This is a genomic window from Streptomyces sp. NPDC107500 (genome assembly GCF_055582785.1).
Genome location: NZ_JBVJPF010000008.1, coordinates 93274 through 113104, shown reverse-complemented (window position 1 = coordinate 113104; position 19831 = coordinate 93274). Strand labels below are relative to the sequence as shown.

The following is a 19831-nucleotide window of genomic DNA, read 5'->3' as shown; positions in this document are numbered from 1 at the left end:
TGCTGGAAGGCGGCGTTCCTGACGTATCGAGGGGCGGGGCCCGGTCGGCCGGTGAGGCGACCGGGCCCCGCCCTTCGCGTGCGGTGTGTCGCATTATGAGGGCTTACATCCGATCCATAAAGTCGGTTAAGTCCATTTAGTGCGGCAGGTTCACCACAGGGGTGATCAGCATGAGCAGCGCAGCGGCGGCTCCCGACGGATTCGTGACCGTACGCGGGCGTGAGCGCGGCTACCGTCCGGAACAGGTGGAGGAGCGTGTCGCGGCGCTCTCCGACGACCGCGACGCGGCCTGGGAGCGGGCCGCCCGTCTCACCGTGCTCGCCCGGGAGATGGAGGAGGACCTGGGCGACCTGCTGGACGAGGTCGCCCAGCTCACCTCGCAGGACTACGAGGTGCTCGGGGAGGGCGCGCGGCGGTTGTTCCGGCTCGGCGAGGAGGAGGCCGAGGCCGTGCGGCAGCGGGCGCGCGACGCGGGGGACGAGTGGATGCGGGAAGCGCGGGCGTACGCCGACGGCGTGCTGGAGGCGGCGGGGGCGTGGGCCGACGCGGTGCGCGCCGAGGCCGACGAACAGGCCCGGCAGCGGCTGCTCGTGGCGCGTGCGGAGGCCGACGAGGTGCGGATCGAGGCGCGGCGGGAGGTGAAGGCGGGGCGCGGAGAGGTGCTGTCCGTACTGCGCGAGGCGCGCACGCGCACCGACGGCACGCTCGAGGAGCAGGACCGCGAGCACGCCGAGCGGCTGGCCGGAGCGGAGCGGGCCGAGAAGGAGCGGGCCGAGGCGCTGGACGCGCACCACGCGGAGGCGGTGGCCCGCGCCGAGCGGGAGGTGCGCGAGGCGGAGCGGGCGCTGGCCGAGGCGGGGGAGGCGGCCGGGCGGATGCGGGAGGAGGCCCGGGCCCGGGCGGCCGAGGTGGTCGCCGAGGCCCGGGTGCGGCAGGAGGAGATCGTCCGCGAGACGGAGCGGGTGCTGCGCGAGCACGGGGAGCGGTGGGACGAACTTCAGGCCCACATGGCCTCCGTACGCAGCAATCTCAGTTCGCTGACCGGCCGGGCGGTCGAGTGAGGCCACCCGGGTCCCGCCCGGCGCCCGGCGGGGTCAGTCGCCCCTGCGCACCGCCCCCGCCAGGATCCACCCCTCCACCGCCTCGTACTGCCGGCGCTGCTCCTCGGCCTTGCGCCGGCCGGAGAGCATGGTGCCGATCCAGCCGCAGGCGAAGCCGAACGGGATGGAGACCAGGCCGGTCGTGGTGAACGGGAACCAGTTGAAGTCGGCCTCGGGGAAGGCGGCGACGGGTGAACCCGAGACCAGGTTGGTGCCCGGCATCAGCAGCAGGACGGCCAGCGAGCCGCCGATGAGGGTGCTGAGCATCCCGGTGCGGGTGTAGCGGCGCCAGAAGAGGCCGTAGACCAGGGCGGGGGCGATGGCCGAGGCGCCCAGGCAGAACGACAGCGTCACCAGCGGCTGGAGGCTGCGGTGCTGGACCAGGGTGGCCAGGATGATCGCCGGGACGCCGACGGCCAGCGCGGAGACGCGGGCGAGGGCCATCTCGCGGCGCGGTGACATCTCCTGCACGCGGGTGGCGAACACGTCGTGGGCCAGGGAGTTGGCGCAGGCGAGGATCATGCCGCCGACGGAGGCGAGCAGGGTGAGGAAGACGGCCGTGGTGACCATCGTGAACAGGAACGTTTCCGCGGTGGACACCTCCGCACCGAAGGCGGCCTGCGAGCCCAGCAGGTAGGCGGTGTTGCCCTGCGGGTCGACCGCGGCCACGACCGCCCGCCCCACCAGCGCCGTCGCACCGAAGCCGATGACCGTGACGACCAGCACGAACAGCGCCACGCTGGACACGGCCCAGGACATCGAGCGGCGCACCTGGCGGGCCGAGGAGGCGGTGTACATGCGCATGGTGATGTGCGGGAGGCAGGCACCGCCGAGTACGACCGTCAGGTGCGCGGTGATCATGTCCGCGTCGGGGTGGGGTCCGCCGGCGAACTGGAGCCCCGAGTGCAGGAACGCCGAGCCCACCCCGCTGCGGTCCGCCGCCGCGCCGAACAGCGCGCCGGGGTCCCAGTCGAAGCGGTTGAGGATCAGTACGGCCACCACGGCGCCCGAGCCGAGCAGCATCACGATCTTGAGGATCTGGATGAGGGCGGTGCCCTTCATCCCGCCGATCGCCGCGTAGCTGATCATCAGCACGCCCAGCCCGATGATGCACCCGGTCTCCAGCGACTCGCCGGAGAACCCGAGGACGAAGGCGAGCAGTTGGCCGGTGCCCGCGAGCTGCACCAGCATCAGCGGCAGCAGCGCGGCGAGGGTGACCGCGCAGGTGGCGACACGGACGCTGCGGCCGGGCATCCGGCGGGCGAGCGCGTCGCCCATGGTGAACCGGCCCGCGTTGCGCAGGGGTTCGGCCAGCAGGAACATCAGCAGCATCAGGGAGAGTGCGGTGCTGAGCGCCAGCACGACACCGTCGTGGCCGAACAGGGCGATGACGCCGCTGGTGCCGAGGACGGACGCGGCCGAGATGTAGTCGCCCGCGATCGCGAGGCCGTTGCGCATCGGGGACAGGGAGCTGTACCCGGTGTAGAACTCGTCGAGGTCGTCCCGGTCGGGGCCGGTCATCACGCACAGCAGCAGCGTGATGGTGGCGACCGCGGTGAAGCCGACCAGGGACATGGTCTGCGCGTTGCCGCTGAACTCCGTCATCGTCCCGCCCCCCGCCGGGCGTCCAGTTCGGCCTCCTTGCGGATGCGGTCCGCGAGCGGGTCCACGCGGCGCCGGGCGGTCTGCTCGTAGAGCGCGATCGCCAGCCAGGTGACGGGCAGTTGGACCAGGGCGAGCAGCAGTCCGGTGGGCAGTCCGTCGACGACCTGGCCGGTCATGAATCCGGGCGCGTAGGCGGACAGGATCAGGAACAGGGTGAAGTAGCCGAGCGCGGTGAGCGTGGCGGTGCGCCGCTGCCAGCGGTAGGCGCTGCGCAGGATCCGCAGGTCGCTGTGGTGCCCCAGCGGGTCGCGCCGCGGGGCGCGCCGGGCCGTGGCGCGGTGGGACGGGGCATGGTGCGCCGGGGCCTGGTGCGTCGGGGCATGGGGCGGGTACGGCGGTGCGATGTGGTGCGGTGGGGGGTGGTGGGGGTACGACGGGGACGGGTCGTAGGACATCCCGGTTCTCCTTGCGCGGCTGGGGTCCGGGTGGCGGACCGCAGGGAGGTGGGGGGTGGGGAGTCACGCACGTTACTCGCCAGTCACCTGGAGCGCTGCCTTTTGGCCGAACTGGTCGGTCGGTATGGCCTGGCCGACGTGCTGGTTTGCCCCTCACGTGGCGGGAGGGTGGAGGCTCGGTGCGTCCCGGGGTGGAGAGCGACCCCGAGACCGACTCCACCGAAGGGTGGACTGCCCCTAGGGGTACCTCCGTACTACGGCTCGGGGAGGGTTCGTACCGGCGGAGGACGAGAGGGACCGGGCGGCGTCCTTAATCTGGCTTTACGCCGCTGGGGGGCGGCAAACCGGACCCGTGGGGGTGGGGTTTTCCCCAGGAAAAGAGTGCGCTGAACACCAGCGCGCCCGCCCCACGGTTCCGGACAGACTCTTCGAGACAGCGGCACGGCGCACCCACGGCAGTCCAACGGGGCACCCGCGGCTCACTCGATGACCGACATAGGAGACTTGACATGACATCGGCCGTAAGTATTCCCACGCACGGGGGCACCGGAGGGCGTACGGCCGTTGCCGCGCGAGCGCGGCAGGTCGTGAAGGCCTACGGTTCGGGCGAGACGCGGGTGGTCGCCCTCGACCACGTGGACGTGGACATCGACCGCGGTCGGTTCACCGCCATCATGGGGCCGTCGGGCTCCGGCAAGTCCACGCTGATGCACTGCCTGGCCGGCCTGGACACGGTCACCGGCGGGCAGATCTACCTCGACGAGACCGAGATCACCGGCCTCAAGGACAAGAAGCTCACGCGGCTGCGCCGGGACCGGATCGGCTTCATATTCCAGGCGTTCAACCTGCTCCCGACGCTCAACGCGATCGAGAACATCACCCTGCCCATGGACATCGCGGGCCGTAAGTACGACAAGGCCTGGCTGGACCGGGTCGTGGAGACCGTGGGGCTGGCCGGCCGGCTCAAGCACCGGCCCACCCAGCTCTCCGGCGGCCAGCAGCAGCGGGTCGCCGTGGCGCGGGCACTGGCCGCCCGACCCGAGATCATCTTCGGCGACGAGCCCACCGGAAACCTCGACTCCCGCGCCGGTGCCGAGGTGCTGGGCTTCCTGCGCCGCTCGGTCACCGAACTGGGCCAGACCATCGTCATGGTCACCCACGACCCGGTCGCCGCGAGCTACGCGGACCGGGTGCTGTACCTCGCCGACGGCCGGATCGTCGACGAGATGCTGAGCCCGACCGCGGACGCCGTCCTCGACCGCATGAAGGACTTCGACGCCCGGGGGCGCACGTCATGACCGTCGTCAAGACCTCGATGCGCAACTTCCTCGCGCACAAGGGCCGGATGGCGCTCTCGGCGGTGGCGGTGCTGCTGTCGGTGGCGTTCGTGTGCGGCACCCTGGTGTTCACCGACACGATGAACACCACCTTCGACAAGCTCTTCGCGATCACCTCGTCCGACGTGACGGTCCTGCCGAAGGACGCCAAGGCCGAGGACACCCCGCAGAACGGCGTGCCCGAGGCCCTCCCGGCCTCCGCACTGGAGCGGGCCCGGGCGACCGAGGGCGTCAAGTCCGCCGAGGGCGTCGTCAGTTCGATGAACGTGACGGTCGTCAACAGCGACAACGACAACGTGGGCGCCACCAACGGCGCCCCGACGATCGCCGGAAACTGGACGAAGAACGACCTCCGGTCGATGGAGATCACCACCGGGCACGCCCCGCGGGGGCCCACCGAGGTGATGGTCGACGCCGACACCGCCGACAAGCACGACCTGAAGCTCGGCGACGAACTGCGCACCATCGCGCAGACCGGCGACTTCAAGGCGAAGATCGTCGGCATCGCCTCCTTCACGGTGACCAACCCCGGCGCCGCCGTCGTCTACTTCGACACGGCCACCGCCCAGAGCGAACTGCTCGGCGCGACCGGCAGGTTCACCCAGCTCAACCTCACCGCCGAGGCCGGTGTCTCCGACACGCGGCTCAAGCAGAACGTCGCGTCGTCCCTGGACGGCACCTACAAGGTCCAGACGGCCAAGGAGAACTCCGACGAGAACCGCGAGGGCATCGGCGAGTTCATGAACGTCATCAAGTACGCCATGCTCGGCTTCGCCGGGATCGCGTTCCTGGTCGGCATCTTCCTCATCATCAACACCTTCTCCATGCTGGTCGCCCAGCGGACCCGCGAGATCGGCCTGATGCGGGCCATCGGCTCCTCCCGCCGGCAGGTCAACCGCTCCGTGCTGGTCGAGGCTCTGCTCCTCGGCATCGTCGGCTCCGTCCTCGGCGTCGCGGCCGGAGTCGGCATCGCCATCGGCCTGATGAAGCTGATGTCCGCCGCGGGCATGAACCTGTCCACCGACGACCTGACCATCAAGACGGCCACCCCCGTGATCGGCCTGGTCCTCGGCGTCGTGGTCACCGTCCTGGCCGCCTACCTGCCGGCCCGCCGCGCCGGCAAGATCTCCCCGATGGCCGCCCTGCGCGACGCCGGCACACCGGCCGACGGCAAGGCCGGCTGGATACGCGGCCTGATCGGCCTGGTGCTCACCGGCTCCGGTGCCGCGGCCCTGCTCACGGCGGCCGGCGCCGACAAGGCGAGCGAGGGTTCGCTGATGCTCGGCGCGGGCATCGTGCTCTCCCTCATCGGCTTCGTCGTCATCGGCCCGCTGCTGGCCGGCTTCGTGGTCCGGGTGATCAGCGCGGTGCTGCTGCGGGCCTTCGGCCCCGTCGGCCGGCTGGCCGAGCGCAACGCCCTGCGCAACCCGCGCCGCACCGGTGCCACGGGCGCCGCCCTGATGATCGGCCTCGCACTGGTGGCCTGTCTCTCCGTGGTCGGCTCCTCCATGGTCGCCTCGGCCACCAGCGAGCTGGACAAGACGGTCGGCGCGGACTTCATCGTCCAGGGCAACCAGCGGATCGTGCCTAAGGCCGAGAAGGCGATGCAGGACACGCCCGGCCTGGAGCACGTCACCCGCTACAAGATGCTCGACGCCACCCTGACCTCACCCGACGGCAAGACCGACGACGAAGGCCTCACGGCCGCCGACCCGACCTACGCCGAGGACGTCCGCCGCGCCACGACGGAGGGCAAGCTCTCCGCCGCCTACGGGCCGGACGCCATGTCCGTCGGCTCGGACTACGCCGAGAAGCACGGGGTCCACGTCGGGGACACCGTCTCGGTCGCCTTCAAGGGCGGCGAGACCGCGAAGCTCAAGGTCGCCGCGATCACGAGCGACGACGTGGCCATCGACCAGGGCGCCCGGTACATCAGCATCGACACGATGCGGAAGTACCTGCCGGCCGAGAGCGTCCCGCCGAACACGATCATGTTCGCCAAGGCCGAGGACGGCAGGAGCGACCAGGCGTACGCGGCGCTGAAGAAGTCCATGGACGCCTACCCGCAGTACCAGGTGGCCGACCAGACCGACTACAAGCAGGAGCTGAAGGACCAGGTCGGCCAGTTGCTGAACATGGTCTACGGCCTGCTCGCCCTGGCGATCATCGTCGCGGTCCTCGGCGTGGTGAACACCCTGGCCCTCTCGGTGGTCGAGCGGACCCGCGAGATCGGCCTGATGCGGGCGATCGGACTCTCCCGCCGCCAGCTGCGCCGCATGATCCGCATGGAGTCGGTCGTCATCGCCCTCTTCGGCGCGCTGCTCGGCCTCGGACTCGGCATGGGCTGGGGCGCCACGGCGCAGAAGCTCCTCGCCCTGGAAGGACTGAACGTCCTCGACATCCCCTGGCCGACGATCATCGGTGTCTTCATCGGCTCGGCCTTCGTGGGCCTGTTCGCCGCCCTGGTCCCGGCCTTCCGCGCGGGCCGCATGAACGTTCTGAACGCCATCGCGACGGAGTAGCACCCGACAGCCACCGCACACGGGGGTTGCGGGGGAACCCGGCGCCGGAAGCCACGAGGCCTCCGGCGCCGGCTCTTTTGCGGCGGTACGGACGTCCAGCCTTCGCCCCACCGAGCCGCCCGTCACCCCGTGCGCTCACCCTTCAGCCCACCGAGTCGTCCGTCATCCGGGGCGCTCACCCTTCAGCCCACCGAGTCGTCCGTCACCCCGGGCGTCCACCTCTCCACCCACCGAGTCGGGTGGTGGGTGGGCACAGGCCGGGGGTCCAGGGGGCGGAGCCCCCTGGTACGGCCACCGCGATGCCGCACACCCACCACCCGGCGCCATCCACAGCCCCCGACGCCCCCGCCCGCGGCGACGTACGCTGGACACCCCCGGCCCCACCCGCGTCGGGCTACTCGTGTTGCCCCACCCCAGGACGGAAAGCGCCCCCTCCATGAGCCTGCACGGTCTGCTCGACGCCGTCGTCAAGGACACCGCCCTCGCGGAAGCGATCTCGGCGGCCGCAGACGGCAACCGCATGCACGTCGACCTGGTCGGTCCCCCCGCGGCCCGCCCCTTCGCCATCGCCGCCCTGGCCCGCGAGACGTCCCGTCCCGTCCTGGCGGTGACGGCGACGGGCCGCGAGGCGGAGGACCTCGCCGCGGCCCTGCGCTCCCTCCTGCCCCCCGAGGGCATCGTCGAGTACCCCTCCTGGGAGACGCTCCCGCACGAGCGCCTCAGCCCGCGCAGCGACACCGTCGGCCGCCGCCTGGCCGTCCTGCGGCGCCTGGCCCACCCCCGCCCCGACGACCCGGAGACCGGTCCGGTCTCCGTCGTCGTGGCGCCCGTCAGGTCCGTGCTCCAGCCGCAGGTCAAGGGCCTCGGCGACCTGGAGCCGGTGGCCCTGCGCACCGGACAGACCGCCGACCTGAACGAGATCGTGGAAGCCCTCGCGGCAGCCGCGTACGCGCGCGTGGAGCTGGTGGAGAAGCGCGGCGAGTTCGCCGTCCGCGGCGGCATCCTGGACGTCTTCCCGCCGACCGAGGAGCACCCCCTCCGCGTCGAGTTCTGGGGCGACGACGTCGAGGAGATCCGCTACTTCAAGGTCGCCGACCAGCGCTCCCTGGAGATCGCCGAGCACGGCCTGTGGGCCCCGCCCTGCCGCGAGCTGCTGCTCACCCCGGACGTGCGCGAGCGCGCCGCCGCCCTCGCCGAGGCCCACCCCGAGCTGGGCGAACTGCTCGGCAAGATCGCCGAGGGCATCGCGGTGGAGGGCATGGAGTCCCTGGCTCCCGTCCTCGTCGACGACATGGAACTGCTCCTGGACGTGCTTCCCAAGGGCGCCATGGCCCTCGTCTGCGACCCGGAGCGGGTGCGGACCCGCGCCGCCGACCTGGTGGCCACGAGCCAGGAGTTCCTCCAGGCGTCCTGGGCGGCCACCGCGGGCGGCGGCGAGGCGCCGATCGACGTCGACGCGGCCTCGCTCTGGTCCATCGCCGACGTCCGGGAGCGGGCCCGCGAGCTGGACATGATGTGGTGGTCGGTGTCGCCGTTCGCGGCCGACGACGCGTTCGAGGAGGCCGACACCCTCAAGCTCGGCATGCACGCCCCGGAGACCTACCGCGGCGACACCGCCAAGGCGCTGGCCGACACCAAGGGCTGGCTCGCCGACGGCTGGCGCGCGGTCTACGTCACCGAGGGCCACGGCCCGGCCGCCCGCACCGTCGAGGTCCTTGGCGGCGAGGGCATCGCGGCCCGGCTCGACAACGACCTGGGCACCCTCAGCCCCTCCGTCGTGCACGTTTCCTGCGGCTCGATCGACCACGGCTTCGTCGACCGGAATCTCCGGCTCGCCGTCCTCACCGAGACCGACCTGACCGGCCAGAAGGCGGCGGGCCGCGAGGGCGCCCGGATGCCCGCCCGGCGCCGCAAGACCATCGACCCGCTCACCCTGGAGACGGGCGACTACATCGTCCACGAGCAGCACGGCGTGGGCCGCTACATCGAGATGGTGCAGCGCACCGTGCAGGGCGCCACCCGCGAGTACCTGGTCGTGGAGTACGCCCCCGCCAAGCGCGGCCAGCCCGGCGACCGGCTCTACATCCCGACCGACCAGCTGGAGCAGATCACCAAGTACGTCGGCGGCGAGGCCCCCACCCTGCACCGTCTCGGCGGCGCCGACTGGACCAAGACCAAGGCCCGCGCGAAGAAGGCGGTCAAGGAGATCGCCGCCGACCTGATCAAGCTCTACAGCGCGCGGATGGCGGCCCCGGGACATGCCTTCGGGGCCGACACGCCCTGGCAGCGCGAGCTGGAGGACGCCTTCCCCTACGCCGAGACCCCGGACCAGCTCACCACCATCGCCGAGGTCAAGGACGACATGGAGAAGACGGTCCCCATGGACCGCCTGATCTGCGGCGACGTCGGCTACGGCAAGACCGAGATCGCGGTCCGCGCCGCCTTCAAGGCGGTCCAGGACGGCAAGCAGGTCGCCGTACTCGTGCCGACGACCCTGCTGGTCCAGCAGCACTTCGGGACGTTCGGCGAGCGGTACGCCCAGTTCCCGGTGAACGTGAAGGCGCTGTCCCGCTTCCAGAGCGACTCCGAGTCGAAGGCGACCCTGGAGGGCCTGCGCGAGGGCTCGGTGGACATCGTCATCGGCACCCACCGGCTGTTCTCGTCCGAGACCAAGTTCAAGGACCTGGGCCTGGTCATCGTCGACGAGGAGCAGCGCTTCGGCGTCGAGCACAAGGAGCAGCTGAAGAAGCTCCGCGCCAACGTCGACGTGCTGACCATGTCCGCGACCCCCATCCCGCGCACCCTGGAGATGGCGGTCACCGGCATCCGCGAGATGTCCACCATCACCACCCCGCCGGAGGAGCGCCACCCGGTGCTGACCTTCGTCGGCCCCTACGAGCAGAAGCAGATCGGCGCCGCCGTCCGCCGCGAGCTGCTGCGTGAGGGCCAGGTCTTCTACATCCACAACCGCGTCGAGTCCATCGACCGCGCGGCGGCCCGGCTGCGCGAGATCGTCCCCGAGGCGCGCATCGCCACCGCCCACGGCCAGATGTCCGAGCAGGCCCTGGAGCAGGTGGTCGTCGACTTCTGGGAGAAGAAGTTCGACGTGCTCGTCTCCACCACCATCGTCGAGTCCGGCATCGACATCTCCAACGCCAACACCCTGATCGTCGAGCGCGGCGACAACTTCGGCCTCAGCCAGCTCCACCAGCTGCGCGGCCGGGTCGGCCGAGGACGGGAGCGCGGCTACGCGTACTTCCTCTACCCGCCGGAGAAGCCCCTGACCGAGACGGCGCACGAGCGCCTGGCGACCATCGCCCAGCACACCGAGATGGGCGCGGGCATGTACGTGGCGATGAAGGACCTGGAGATCCGCGGCGCGGGCAACCTGCTCGGCGGCGAGCAGTCCGGTCACATCGCCGGCGTCGGCTTCGACCTGTACGTGCGGATGGTCGGCGAGGCGGTCGCCGACTACCGGGCCTCGCTGGAGGGCGGTGTCGAGGAGGAGCCGCCGCTGGAGGTCAAGATCGAGCTGCCGGTCGACGCCCACGTCCCGCACGACTACGCGCCCGGCGAGCGGCTGCGCCTCCAGGCGTACCGGTCCATCGCCTCCGCCAACAGCGAGGAGGACATCAAGGCCGTACGCGAGGAACTCGTCGACCGCTACGGCAAGCTGCCCGAGCCGGTGGAGAACCTGCTGCTGGTCGCGGGCCTGCGGATGCTCGCGCGGGCGTGCGCCGTCGGCGAGATCGTGCTCCAGGGCAACAACATCCGCTTCGCGCCGGTGGAGTTGCGCGAGTCCCAGGAGCTGAGGCTGAAGCGGCTCTACCCCGGCAGCGTCATCAAGGCGGGCACCCGCCAGGTCCTCGTACCGCGCCCGAAGACCGCGAAGGTCGGCGGCAAGCCGCTGCTCGGGCGGGAACTGCTCGGCTGGGTGGGGGAGTTCCTGACCTCGATCCTGGGCTCGTAGCGCGAAGCCCGTCCACGGGACCCCGTGGACGGGCTTCGGCGGTTGTGACGTGCGGAGCGGCTACCGCTGCTCCGGCCGGTCGCCGCCCTCGCGCCCGAAGCCGAGCTTTCCCTCGGCCTGCTGCTGCGCGGCGTCGACCTGCTTCTCGTACTTGCCGCCGGTCCGCTGGTTGACCTGGCGCTCGGCGGCGTCGGACATCTTCCTTGACCTGTCCTTGTCCTTGCCGGCCATGGCTTTGACCTTGTCGAGGATGCCCATGCAGCAGCTCCTTCCGAGACGTGACTCACTTTCGAAGGTACGGCAGACATGTCCGACATGCCCAATTAAGCCCTCTTTGGTCTGGACCTCTCCGTCGCTACGGTGATACCGGCGAACGAGTTGGGGGAGGACCCGCATGACGCGGCACAGCAGGATCCGTACCGGATGGACCGTGGGCGCGGCCCTCGCACTGGCCCTGGTCAGCGGATGCGAGGGCCTGGAGGGCGACGCGGCCACCCCCGACGACAGCGGCGCCGCCGCCCCGGCCGCCGGACCGGCCGTCAGCCCCCTGCGCAACCCGGACGGCACCGGCCCCGGCCTCGCCCCGGTCACCGGCGACGGCCCCGAAACCACGGCCCGACGGCTCATCGAGGACCTGGAGACCAAGGGACGCGGCCCGAAGACGGGCTACGACCGCGACGAGTTCGGCTACGCCTGGATGGACTCCGCCGACGGCGTCCCGCTCGCCCGCAACGGCTGCGACACGCGCAACGACCTCCTCAAGCGCGACGGCCAGGAGGTGCGCTACCGCTCCGGCTCCGACTGCGTGGTCGTCGCGATGAGCCTCGACGACCCCTACACCGGCACGACCATCGAGTGGCGCAAGCAGAAGGCGAGCGAGGTCCAGATCGACCACGTCGTGCCGCTGTCCTACAGCTGGCAGATGGGCTCCTCGCGATGGACGGAGAACAAGCGCGAGCAACTGGCCAACGACCCCCTCAACCTGATCCCCGTCCAGGGCCGCGCCAACTCCGCCAAGCGCGACTCCGGACCCGCCTCCTGGCTCCCGCCGGCCAAGCCGGTCCGGTGCGCGTACGCGGTCCGCTTCGCCCAGGTCGCCGCCAAGTACGAACTGGCGGTGACCGCCCCCGACCGGGAGGCGATGCTCCGCCAGTGCGGCGGCTGACACCGCCCTCGGCCGGCCGGAGTGATCAGGTCGACAACGGTTCGGTACAACCCGGGGCCGCCTGTCGGTGTCGGCCTATACGCTCAACGCGACATCCGCCCGTTCCAGGTACCAGGAGCAGCCATGCACGGCCACGGCTACACGCAGCCGGTGAAGCAGCCACCCTCACCCGGGTATCTGGTCTCCATGCGCGTGCTGTTCGTGACCCTGTCGGTCCTCACCTGCGGCTTTCTGACCTGGGTGATGCTGCTGCGGCTGGCGGTCGTCACCCGCAGGTCCGTGGACTGGGGCCTGTTCGTGGCGGTCCTGGCCGTCGACATCCTCAGCATCGTGCTGATCGGGACCGAGCCCGGCGACGAGATCCACACCCCCGGCGGCTACACCGGACTCGCGCTGCTGCTCATCACCCTCGTGGCCGTGATCGCCTACTACATCGCGGCCGACGTGCGCCACTTCCAGCAGCAGCGGTACGGCGGCTACGCCCCGACCCCGACCCCCGGCTACGGCTACCCGCAGCAGCCCTCCTCGCCGTTCACGGCCACCACCGTGCCGCAGACCGCGCCGCCGCAGACCACACCGCCGCCCCCGCGGCAGGCGCCGCCCCCGCCCGCCCGCATCGACCAGGTCCGCGCCGAACTCGACGAACTCAGCGACTACCTGCGCCGCCACGACGGCAACGGCGGCGCCGGCCACCAGGGCGGAACGTGAGCGCGCGCCAGGCGACCGGCACCACAGGACGCGTCGTCGCCGACCGCTACGAGCTGTCCCAACTCGTCGGACAGGGCGGCATGGGCCAGGTCTGGACGGCGTACGACCGACGGCTCGACCGGCGCGTGGCCGTCAAGCTGCTGCGCCCCGACAAGGTCGCCGGGCAGGAGGCCGACGAACTGCGCCGCCGGTTCGTCCGCGAGTGCCGGGTCACCGCACAGGTCGACCACCCCGGCCTGGTCACGGTGCACGACGCGGGCAGCGAGGGCGAGGAACTCTTCCTCGTCATGCAGTACGTCGACGGCGCCGACCTCGCCGACCACCTCGCCGAACACGACCCCTACCCGTGGCAGTGGGCCGTCGCGGTCGCCGCCCAACTGTGCGCCGTACTGAGCGCCGTGCACGCCGTGCCGATCGTCCACCGCGACCTCAAACCCCGCAACGTGATGGTGAAGCAGGACGGCACCGTCACCGTCCTCGACCTCGGCGTCGCCTCCGTCATGGACGCCGACACCACCCGCCTCACCCACACCGGCACCCCCATCGGCTCGCCCGCCTACATGTCGCCCGAGCAGGCCATGGGCGGCGCCGTCGGCCCCTACACCGACCTGTACGCCCTCGGCGTCGTCCTGCACGAACTGCTCAGCGGCGACGTGCCGTTCGCCGGTTCCACCGCCCTCGGCGTGCTCCACCGCCACCTGTACGAACCGCCGCTGCCCGTGCGCCGCGTCCGCCCCGAGGTCCCCGAGGCACTCGAAGCCCTCGTCCTGCGCCTGCTCGCCAAGGACCCGCAGCACCGCCCGGACTCCGCCCAGGAGGTCTACGAACACCTGGCGCTGCTCCTCCCCGCGCGCTCCATGCCCACCGGCCGCGCGCTGGACCCCACCCGCCCCTTCGTCCGCCCGCACGCACCCTGGCCCGACCGCGCCCGCACCCCCGCCCCGCAGCCGGCCCCCGTGCCGCCCACCGCGGAGGCCGCCAAGCCCGACGTCGCCCGCGCCGTCGACGAGGTCAAACGCCTCCTCGGCGAGGGCCGCATCACCCAGGCCGTCGACATCCTCGGCGCCATCCTGCCCACCGCCGCCGAACAGCACGGCGAACGCTCCCCGGTCGTCCGCACCCTGCGCAAGCAGTACGCGGCCACCCTCATGGACGACGGCCAGTACCGGCGCGCCCTGCCCGAACTGCGCCGCCTCGCCGACGAACGCGCCGCCGAGGCCGGCCAGGCCGACCCGCAGTCCCTGCGCCACCGCTACGACGCCGCCCAGTGCCTGGAACAGCTCGGCGAACCGGCCGCCGCCCTGGCCGAGTACCGCGCGCTGCTCCCCTACTACGAGAACCAGTACGTCGCCGGCGACCCCGACCTCGCCCACGACGTCCGCCGCCGCGTCGGCCACCTGCTGCTCGCCCTCGGCGACCGCCCCGCCGCCCACGACACACTGGCCCGGCTGCTGCACGACGTGGAGCGCCTCCACGGCCCCGGCCACCCGCTCGCCTCCGACGTCCGGCGGACACTCCACTGGCTGAGCCGGATGCGCGGCTGACGACCCCCGCCGCGCGCGGGGGCGAGGCGGTGCCCGAAGTCCCGGTGAATCGTTGGTCCAATGGGTTGGCCAGAGCCGGGCCACTGCCTAACATCGATCATCGCAAGACCTTGTGCACCGTCGCACAATCTCCAACGGGAGGTCTCCTTGCACCGCCGCCGTCGCCCCGCGCTCCTCCTCACCGCCGCGATCGCCGCCGCGGCACCCCTGCTCACCGCCTGCGGCAACGACGCGCATCCGGGCGCGGCGGCCGTCGTCGGCGACCAGCGCATCACCGTCTCCCAGCTGGAGAACCGCGTCGACGAGGTGCGCGCGGCGCAGCGGGCCGCGGTCCCGGACGACACCCAGTACCAGCAGGTCCTCGCCCAGACCGGCACCCTGACCCGCGACACCCTGCACGGCATGGTCCTGGACCAGGTGCTGCACCGCGCCGCCCAGGACGCCGGTGTGACCGTCACCCGCAAGGAAGTGCAGGCGATGCGCGCGGGCCTGGAGGAGCAGGCCGGCGGCCCGAAGCAGCTGGAGACGGCCTGGCTCCAGCAGTACGGCGTCGCCCCCGAGCGCCTCGACGAGAACCTCCGCCTCCAGCTGGAGGCCCAGAAGCTGGCCGGAAGCCTCGGCACCGACACCAGCCGCCCCGAGTTCTGGCAGGCCCTGTCCAAGGCCTCCGCCAAGCTCGACGTCGACCTCAACCCGCGCTACGGCGCCTGGGACGTCCGCAAGAGCAGCCGCGTCAACGCCGAGACGCCGTGGCTGCGGGAGATCACCGCCGCGAGGAGCCAGGAGACGGCGTAACGGTCCTGCGCAGGGCCCCCTGTGGACAACTCGGGGGGCCGTCCGGGCCATGCGTTACGTTCGGGGAGTGAACGCAACCACCGCCGACGCGGCCCCCGCCGACCCGGGCCGCATCGTCCTCCTCACCACCAGCCACCGCGTCGCCCCCGGCCTGCTCTCCTGGCCCGCCTGGCAGGCCCTGCGCACCGCCGACCGCGTGCTGTGCGCCGACGGCACCCACCCCCAGCTGCCCTACCTGCGCGAGGCCGGCATACGGGTCGACGAAGCGGCCCCCACCGCCGAGGAACTGGTCGGCGCCTGCGCCGGCGGCCGCACCGCGGTGGTCGTGGCGACCGGCGAGGGCGACCCCGCGCTCACCGACGGACTGGCCCGCCTCGCCGGCTCCGGCCGCGTCCACATGCCCGAGCTGGAGCTGCTCCCCGCCTCCTACGACCTCCCCGGCGCCCGCCTCCTCGACCTGGTCCAGGTCATGGACCGCATCCGCCTCGAATGCCCCTGGTCCTCCCAGCGCACCCACAAGGGCCTCGCCAAGTACGCCATCGAGGAGGCCTACGAACTCGTCGAGGCGATCGAGGACGGCGACCGCGACGAACTGCGCGAGGAACTGGGCGACGTCCTCCTCCAGGTCGTCTTCCACGCCCGCATCGCCGAGGAGGACCCGGAGGCGCCGTTCTCCGTCGACGACGTGGCCGGCACCATCGTCGCCAAGCTGATCCACCGCCACCCCCACGTCTTCGGCGACGAGACGGCCGACACCCCGGAGGACGTCCGGGAGCACTGGCTGCGCACCAAGGCCGCCGAGAAGCAGCGCACCTCGGTCACCGAGGGCGTCCCCCTCGGCCAGCCCGGCCTCGCCCTCGCCGCCAAGCTCGCCTCCCGCGTCCGCCAGGCCGGCCTCGACGTCCCCCTCCCCACCGGCGAGGGCATCGGCTACGACCTCCTCGCCCTCGCCGCCCGCGCCGAGTCCGAGGGCACGGACCCGGAGGCCGCCCTGAGAGCGGCGTCCCGGGCGTACCGGGACGCGATCCGGGAGGTCGAGGGGTGACCCCGAACCCGCCGCCCGCCGGACCCGCCCCCGAGCTGTTCACCTGGGAGTTCGCCAGCGACCCCTACCCCGCCTACGCCTGGCTGCGCGAGCACGCCCCCGTGCACCGCACGCGGCTGCCCAGCGGCGTGGAGGCCTGGCTGGTCACCCGGTACGCCGATGCCAAACAGGCCCTCGCCGACCCCCGGCTGTCCAAGAACCCGGCCCATCACGACGAGCCCGCGCACGCCAAGGGCAAGACGGGCATTCCGGGGGAGCGGAAGGCCGAGCTGATGACCCATCTGCTGAACATCGACCCGCCGGACCACACCCGGCTGCGCCGACTGGTAAGCAAGGCGTTCACCCCTCGCCGGGTCGCCGAGTTCGCGCCCCGGGTGCAGGAGCTGGCCGACGGCCTCATCGACCGGTTCGCGGCCGACGGCTCCGCCGACCTGATCCACGACTTCGCCTTCCCGCTGCCCATCTACGCCATCTGCGACCTGCTCGGTGTCCCGCGCGAGGACCAGGACGACTTCCGGGACTGGGCGGGCATGATGATCCGTCACGGCGGCGGACCGCGCGGCGGTGTCGCGCGGTCGGTCAAGAAGATGCGGGGCTACCTCGCCGACCTCATCCACCGCAAACGCGCCGCGCTGCCGCCCGAGCCCGGCCCCGGCGAGGACCTCATCTCGGGCCTCATCCGCGCCTCCGACCACGGCGAGCACCTCACCGAGAACGAGGCCGCGGCGATGGCCTTCATCCTTCTGTTCGCGGGTTTCGAGACCACGGTCAACTTGATCGGCAACGGGACGTACGCCCTGCTCACCCACCCCGAGCAGCGCGCCCGTCTCCAGTCCTCCCTCGCGGCCGGCGAACACGGCCTGCTGGAGACCGGCGTCGAGGAACTGCTCCGCTACGACGGCCCGGTGGAGCTGGCCACCTGGCGCTTCGCCACCGAGCCGCTCGACGTCGGCGGAGAGCGGATCGAGGCGGGTGATCCCGTCCTCGTCGTCCTGGCCGCCGCCGACCGGGACCCGGAGCGCTTCGCCGACCCGGACACCCTGGACCTGGCCCGCCGCGACAGTCAGCACCTCGGGTACGGCCACGGCATCCACTACTGCCTCGGCGCCCCGCTCGCCCGGCTGGAGGGGCAGACCGCGCTCGCCACGCTCCTCACCCGCCTCCCCGACCTGAGCCTCGCCGCCGATCCGGGAGAACTGCGCTGGCGGGGCGGGCTCATCATGCGAGGTCTGCGCACTTTGCCCGTCTCGTTCACGCCGATCGCGTCAGGACCCGGCAACAGTGCGTCGTCAAGGTAAACATGACACGCCCTCAACTCTGTGATCTTCGCGTGATCTGTGCGGCATGAACTTGTGACAAGCGATCATCTGCCTATACGTTCACGAACCAGTGTGGCGACGAGCATCACCCGCCGCACGGTCCCCGTCGTCTGTGAAAGGTCGTCGCATGCTCTCCGGGAACGGTCGTCATCGCCGCCCCCGCCAGGCTCCCGCACTGGTCGTCGCCGCCGGAGTGACCGGCTCCGCCATCGCCATCCCGCTGCTCGGCGCCACCGGCGCCCACGCGGCCGGGGTGAACTGGGACCAGGTCGCCGAGTGCGAGACCGGCGGGGCCTGGAGCCAGAACGCCGGCAACGGCTACTACGGCGGCCTCCAGCTCCCCCAGGAGGCGTGGGAGCGGTACGGCGGTCTGGAGTACGCGGCCAGCGCCGACCAGGCCAGTCGCTCCCAGCAGATAAGAATCGCCGAGAAGCTGTACGCGGACCAGGGCATCGCGGCCTGGCCGACCTGCGGGCTGCTCGCGGGCCTCGGCAACCCCCCGGGCGCCACCGCGCCGACCGGTGACGGTGCGTCGGAGGGTTCGCAGGCCCCGAAGGCGTCGGACACCCCCGACCCCGCCGGGTCCAAGGCGCCCGAGCCGACGGGTTCGCCCAAGGCGTCGGACTCGCCCGAGTCGTCCGAATCATCCGAGTCGTCCGACGCGTCGTCGGGTTCGGAGAAGGAGACCGAACCGACTCCGGGTTCGTCCGCTTCGCCCTCTTCGTCGTCTTCTCCGTCCTCCGGGTCGGACTCCTCTGACGATGCGTCCGGCGGCAAGGATCAATCCACCAAGACGGGCACATCGTCCGAAAGTGACCGTCGCGCCACCGAACCGGAGGCCGCCGACCGCTCGTCGGGCTCGGGCAAGCACCGCGGCGACAGCGCGGACGAGGGCGGGCGCTGGAAGGGCCTCACCGACAGCACCTCGGGCCGGCACGCCTCGCGTGACGGAGGGTCGAGGGACGCCGACGACGGCTCCTACATGGTCCGCTCCGGGGACAATCTCTGGGTCATCGCCGACTCCCTTGGCGTCGACGGCGGATGGCGTGCGCTCTACTCCGACAACGAGAGGGTCGTCGGCCAGGACCCCGACCACATCCTGCCCGGTCAGACGCTCACGGTCACGGGCGAATCGGGCGAAAAGTAGAGGGAGTTCACGTCACGGTTAGAGACTCTATGTCCGTTTTGGATCTCGTGAGAGATAGGTCTCAGAAGCCGTGATCGTCTTTGAAAATCCGCGGAGCGCGTGTCTACGGTCATGACCGCTCGCCACCGCGGGCCCCGACAGCCGCAACGCCGAATCCTGCCAGCGGCCGTACGGGAACAGTCGTCGCGTCAAGCGCCGAAGGCAGGAGCGGGGGACCCAAGGTAAGTGCCGCACCGGGCAGTTCTGCCGGAGCGGCTAGGGGTGGAGCCGAGTTCCGCGAGGAACCCGGCCGGGCAACTCAACCGGCCCGAACCCGACAGCTCACCTCGCAGGCGTCGGTGAGGGGATCAACCATGCTGTTTTCCGGCAAGGGCAAGCACCGTCGTCCGTCCAAGGCCACTCGCGTCATCGCCGTCGCCGGCGTGACCGGTGCCGCCGTCGCCGCCCCGCTGATGGCGGCCGGCAACGCCTCCGCCGCCACCACCTCCGAGTGGGACGCCGTCGCCCAGTGCGAGTCCGGTGGCAACTGGTCCATCAACACCGGCAACGGCTACTACGGCGGCCTCCAGTTCTCCGCCTCCACCTGGTCCGGCTACGGCGGCACCCAGTACGCCGCCACCGCCGACCAGGCCAGCAAGGCGCAGCAGATCGAGATCGCCGAGAAGGTGCTCGCGGGCCAGGGCAAGGGTGCCTGGCCGGTCTGCGGCACCGGCCTCTCGAACGCCACGAACACCGGCGGCGGCTCCGGTGAGAGCCAGGACAGCGGCTCCACCGCCGACCGCTCCACCGAGCAGAAGGCGTCCCGCTCCGACGAGCGCCCGGCCGCCGAGCCGAAGGCCGAGAAGAAGGCCGAGAAGAAGACGGTCACCACCCCCACCGGCAAGAAGGTCGAGAAGGGTGACGGCGAGTACAAGGTCGTCAAGGGTGACACCCTCAGCTCCATCGCCCAGGAGCACGAGGTCAAGGGCGGCTGGGAGAAGCTGTTCAAGCTGAACGACGACATCGTCGACGAGGCCGACCTGATCTTCCCGGGTCAGCAGCTGCACCTGAAGTAAGCGGCGCCTGCCGCGACTCCCGCCCCGGTGCGTGTTCCCCGTACGCACCGGGGCGGGATTTTCG

The 19831-nt window shown here is 71.7% G+C and carries 15 protein-coding genes and 1 riboswitch; of the genes, 12 read left to right on the top strand and 3 right to left on the bottom strand.

Annotation, left to right across the window (positions count from 1 at the left end; all coding sequences use genetic code 11):
* Window positions 1-170 precede the first annotated feature (170 nt).
* Window positions 171-1061, top strand: coding sequence for a cellulose-binding protein (locus ACZ67M_RS29740; protein WP_469853619.1), 891 nt, complete (start codon window positions 171-173; stop codon window positions 1059-1061).
* Between the two features lie 33 nt (window positions 1062-1094).
* Here ACZ67M_RS29740 and ACZ67M_RS29735 read toward each other — a convergent pair whose 3' ends face one another.
* Window positions 1095-2705 (bottom strand): sodium/solute symporter, encoded by a 1611-nt coding sequence (locus tag ACZ67M_RS29735; protein WP_361357885.1) that lies wholly within the window; start codon window positions 2703-2705, stop codon window positions 1095-1097.
* Window positions 2702-3160 (bottom strand): DUF485 domain-containing protein, encoded by a 459-nt coding sequence (locus ACZ67M_RS29730; RefSeq protein ID WP_385802733.1) that lies wholly within the window; start codon window positions 3158-3160, stop codon window positions 2702-2704. Before ACZ67M_RS29730 ends, ACZ67M_RS29735 begins: the two co-directional genes overlap by 4 nt.
* A gap of 509 nt (window positions 3161-3669) precedes the next feature.
* On the opposite strand from ACZ67M_RS29730, the gene ACZ67M_RS29725 reads away from it, so the two are divergent.
* The 3 genes from ACZ67M_RS29725 (at window position 3670) to mfd (ending at window position 10989) form a co-directional block, all read left to right on the top strand.
* On the top strand, window positions 3670-4458 hold the full coding sequence (locus ACZ67M_RS29725; protein ID WP_122617011.1) for an ABC transporter ATP-binding protein: 789 nt from the start codon (window positions 3670-3672) through the stop codon (window positions 4456-4458).
* The gene (locus ACZ67M_RS29720) at window positions 4455-7019 is read left to right on the top strand and encodes an ABC transporter permease (RefSeq protein ID WP_392017488.1); all 2565 of its coding nucleotides are present in this window, start codon (window positions 4455-4457) and stop codon (window positions 7017-7019) included. Before ACZ67M_RS29725 ends, ACZ67M_RS29720 begins: the two co-directional genes overlap by 4 nt.
* A 436-nt stretch (window positions 7020-7455) precedes the next feature.
* A complete protein-coding gene (mfd, locus tag ACZ67M_RS29715) occupies window positions 7456-10989 on the top strand; it encodes a transcription-repair coupling factor (protein ID WP_361357894.1) in 3534 nt (1177 codons plus the stop codon).
* A 60-nt stretch (window positions 10990-11049) separates the two neighbouring features.
* Here mfd and ACZ67M_RS29710 read toward each other — a convergent pair whose 3' ends face one another.
* On the bottom strand, window positions 11050-11247 hold the full coding sequence (locus ACZ67M_RS29710; RefSeq protein WP_125494714.1) for an antitoxin: 198 nt from the start codon (window positions 11245-11247) through the stop codon (window positions 11050-11052).
* A gap of 136 nt (window positions 11248-11383) precedes the next feature.
* Here ACZ67M_RS29710 and ACZ67M_RS29705 point away from each other — a divergent pair, with 136 nt between their 5' ends.
* The 8 genes from ACZ67M_RS29705 to ACZ67M_RS29670 all read left to right on the top strand — a co-directional run bounded on the left by ACZ67M_RS29705 (window position 11384) and on the right by ACZ67M_RS29670 (window position 19767).
* Window positions 11384-12154, top strand: a complete 771-nt coding sequence (locus tag ACZ67M_RS29705; RefSeq protein ID WP_392102664.1) for an HNH endonuclease family protein — start codon at window positions 11384-11386, stop codon at window positions 12152-12154.
* A 123-nt stretch (window positions 12155-12277) separates the two neighbouring features.
* On the top strand, window positions 12278-12862 hold the full coding sequence (locus ACZ67M_RS29700; protein WP_122617015.1) for a hypothetical protein: 585 nt from the start codon (window positions 12278-12280) through the stop codon (window positions 12860-12862).
* A 53-nt stretch (window positions 12863-12915) separates the two neighbouring features.
* A complete protein-coding gene (gene pkaE, locus ACZ67M_RS29695; RefSeq protein WP_392102735.1) occupies window positions 12916-14406 on the top strand; it encodes a serine/threonine protein kinase PkaE in 1491 nt (496 codons plus the stop codon).
* 147 nt (window positions 14407-14553) lie between these two features.
* On the top strand, window positions 14554-15201 hold the full coding sequence (locus ACZ67M_RS29690) for a SurA N-terminal domain-containing protein (RefSeq protein WP_361357900.1): 648 nt from the start codon (window positions 14554-14556) through the stop codon (window positions 15199-15201).
* A gap of 67 nt (window positions 15202-15268) precedes the next feature.
* Window positions 15269-16246 carry a nucleoside triphosphate pyrophosphohydrolase gene (locus ACZ67M_RS29685; protein WP_361357903.1) on the top strand — a complete coding sequence of 326 codons (978 nt, stop codon included), beginning with the start codon at window positions 15269-15271 and terminating at the stop codon, window positions 16244-16246.
* Entirely contained in the window at window positions 16243-17544 is a 1302-nt protein-coding gene (locus ACZ67M_RS29680) for a cytochrome P450 family protein (RefSeq protein WP_469853618.1), read from the top strand. Before ACZ67M_RS29685 ends, ACZ67M_RS29680 begins: the two co-directional genes overlap by 4 nt.
* A 148-nt stretch (window positions 17545-17692) precedes the next feature.
* On the top strand, window positions 17693-18712 hold the full coding sequence (locus tag ACZ67M_RS29675; RefSeq protein WP_469853617.1) for a transglycosylase family protein: 1020 nt from the start codon (window positions 17693-17695) through the stop codon (window positions 18710-18712).
* Between the two features lie 183 nt (window positions 18713-18895).
* Window positions 18896-19062, top strand: a riboswitch (cyclic di-AMP (ydaO/yuaA leader).
* A gap of 3 nt (window positions 19063-19065) precedes the next feature.
* Complete coding sequence (locus tag ACZ67M_RS29670; RefSeq protein ID WP_469853616.1) at window positions 19066-19767, top strand: transglycosylase family protein; 702 nt, start codon at window positions 19066-19068, stop codon at window positions 19765-19767.
* Window positions 19768-19831: the final 64 nt, after the last annotated feature.

Coding starts and splice junctions, on each gene's coding strand:
- ACZ67M_RS29675 (WP_469853617.1), top strand. CDS start 17,693: ATGCTCTCCGGGAACGGTCGTCATCGCCGCCCCCGCCAGGCTCCCGCA.
- ACZ67M_RS29735 (WP_361357885.1), bottom strand. CDS start 2,705: ATGACGGAGTTCAGCGGCAACGCGCAGACCATGTCCCTGGTCGGCTTC.
- ACZ67M_RS29700 (WP_122617015.1), top strand. CDS start 12,278: ATGCACGGCCACGGCTACACGCAGCCGGTGAAGCAGCCACCCTCACCC.
- mfd (WP_361357894.1), top strand. CDS start 7,456: ATGAGCCTGCACGGTCTGCTCGACGCCGTCGTCAAGGACACCGCCCTC.
- ACZ67M_RS29670 (WP_469853616.1), top strand. CDS start 19,066: ATGCTGTTTTCCGGCAAGGGCAAGCACCGTCGTCCGTCCAAGGCCACT.
- ACZ67M_RS29710 (WP_125494714.1), bottom strand. CDS start 11,247: ATGGGCATCCTCGACAAGGTCAAAGCCATGGCCGGCAAGGACAAGGAC.
- ACZ67M_RS29730 (WP_385802733.1), bottom strand. CDS start 3,160: ATGTCCTACGACCCGTCCCCGTCGTACCCCCACCACCCCCCACCGCAC.
- ACZ67M_RS29705 (WP_392102664.1), top strand. CDS start 11,384: ATGACGCGGCACAGCAGGATCCGTACCGGATGGACCGTGGGCGCGGCC.
- ACZ67M_RS29740 (WP_469853619.1), top strand. CDS start 171: ATGAGCAGCGCAGCGGCGGCTCCCGACGGATTCGTGACCGTACGCGGG.
- ACZ67M_RS29720 (WP_392017488.1), top strand. CDS start 4,455: ATGACCGTCGTCAAGACCTCGATGCGCAACTTCCTCGCGCACAAGGGC.
- ACZ67M_RS29725 (WP_122617011.1), top strand. CDS start 3,670: ATGACATCGGCCGTAAGTATTCCCACGCACGGGGGCACCGGAGGGCGT.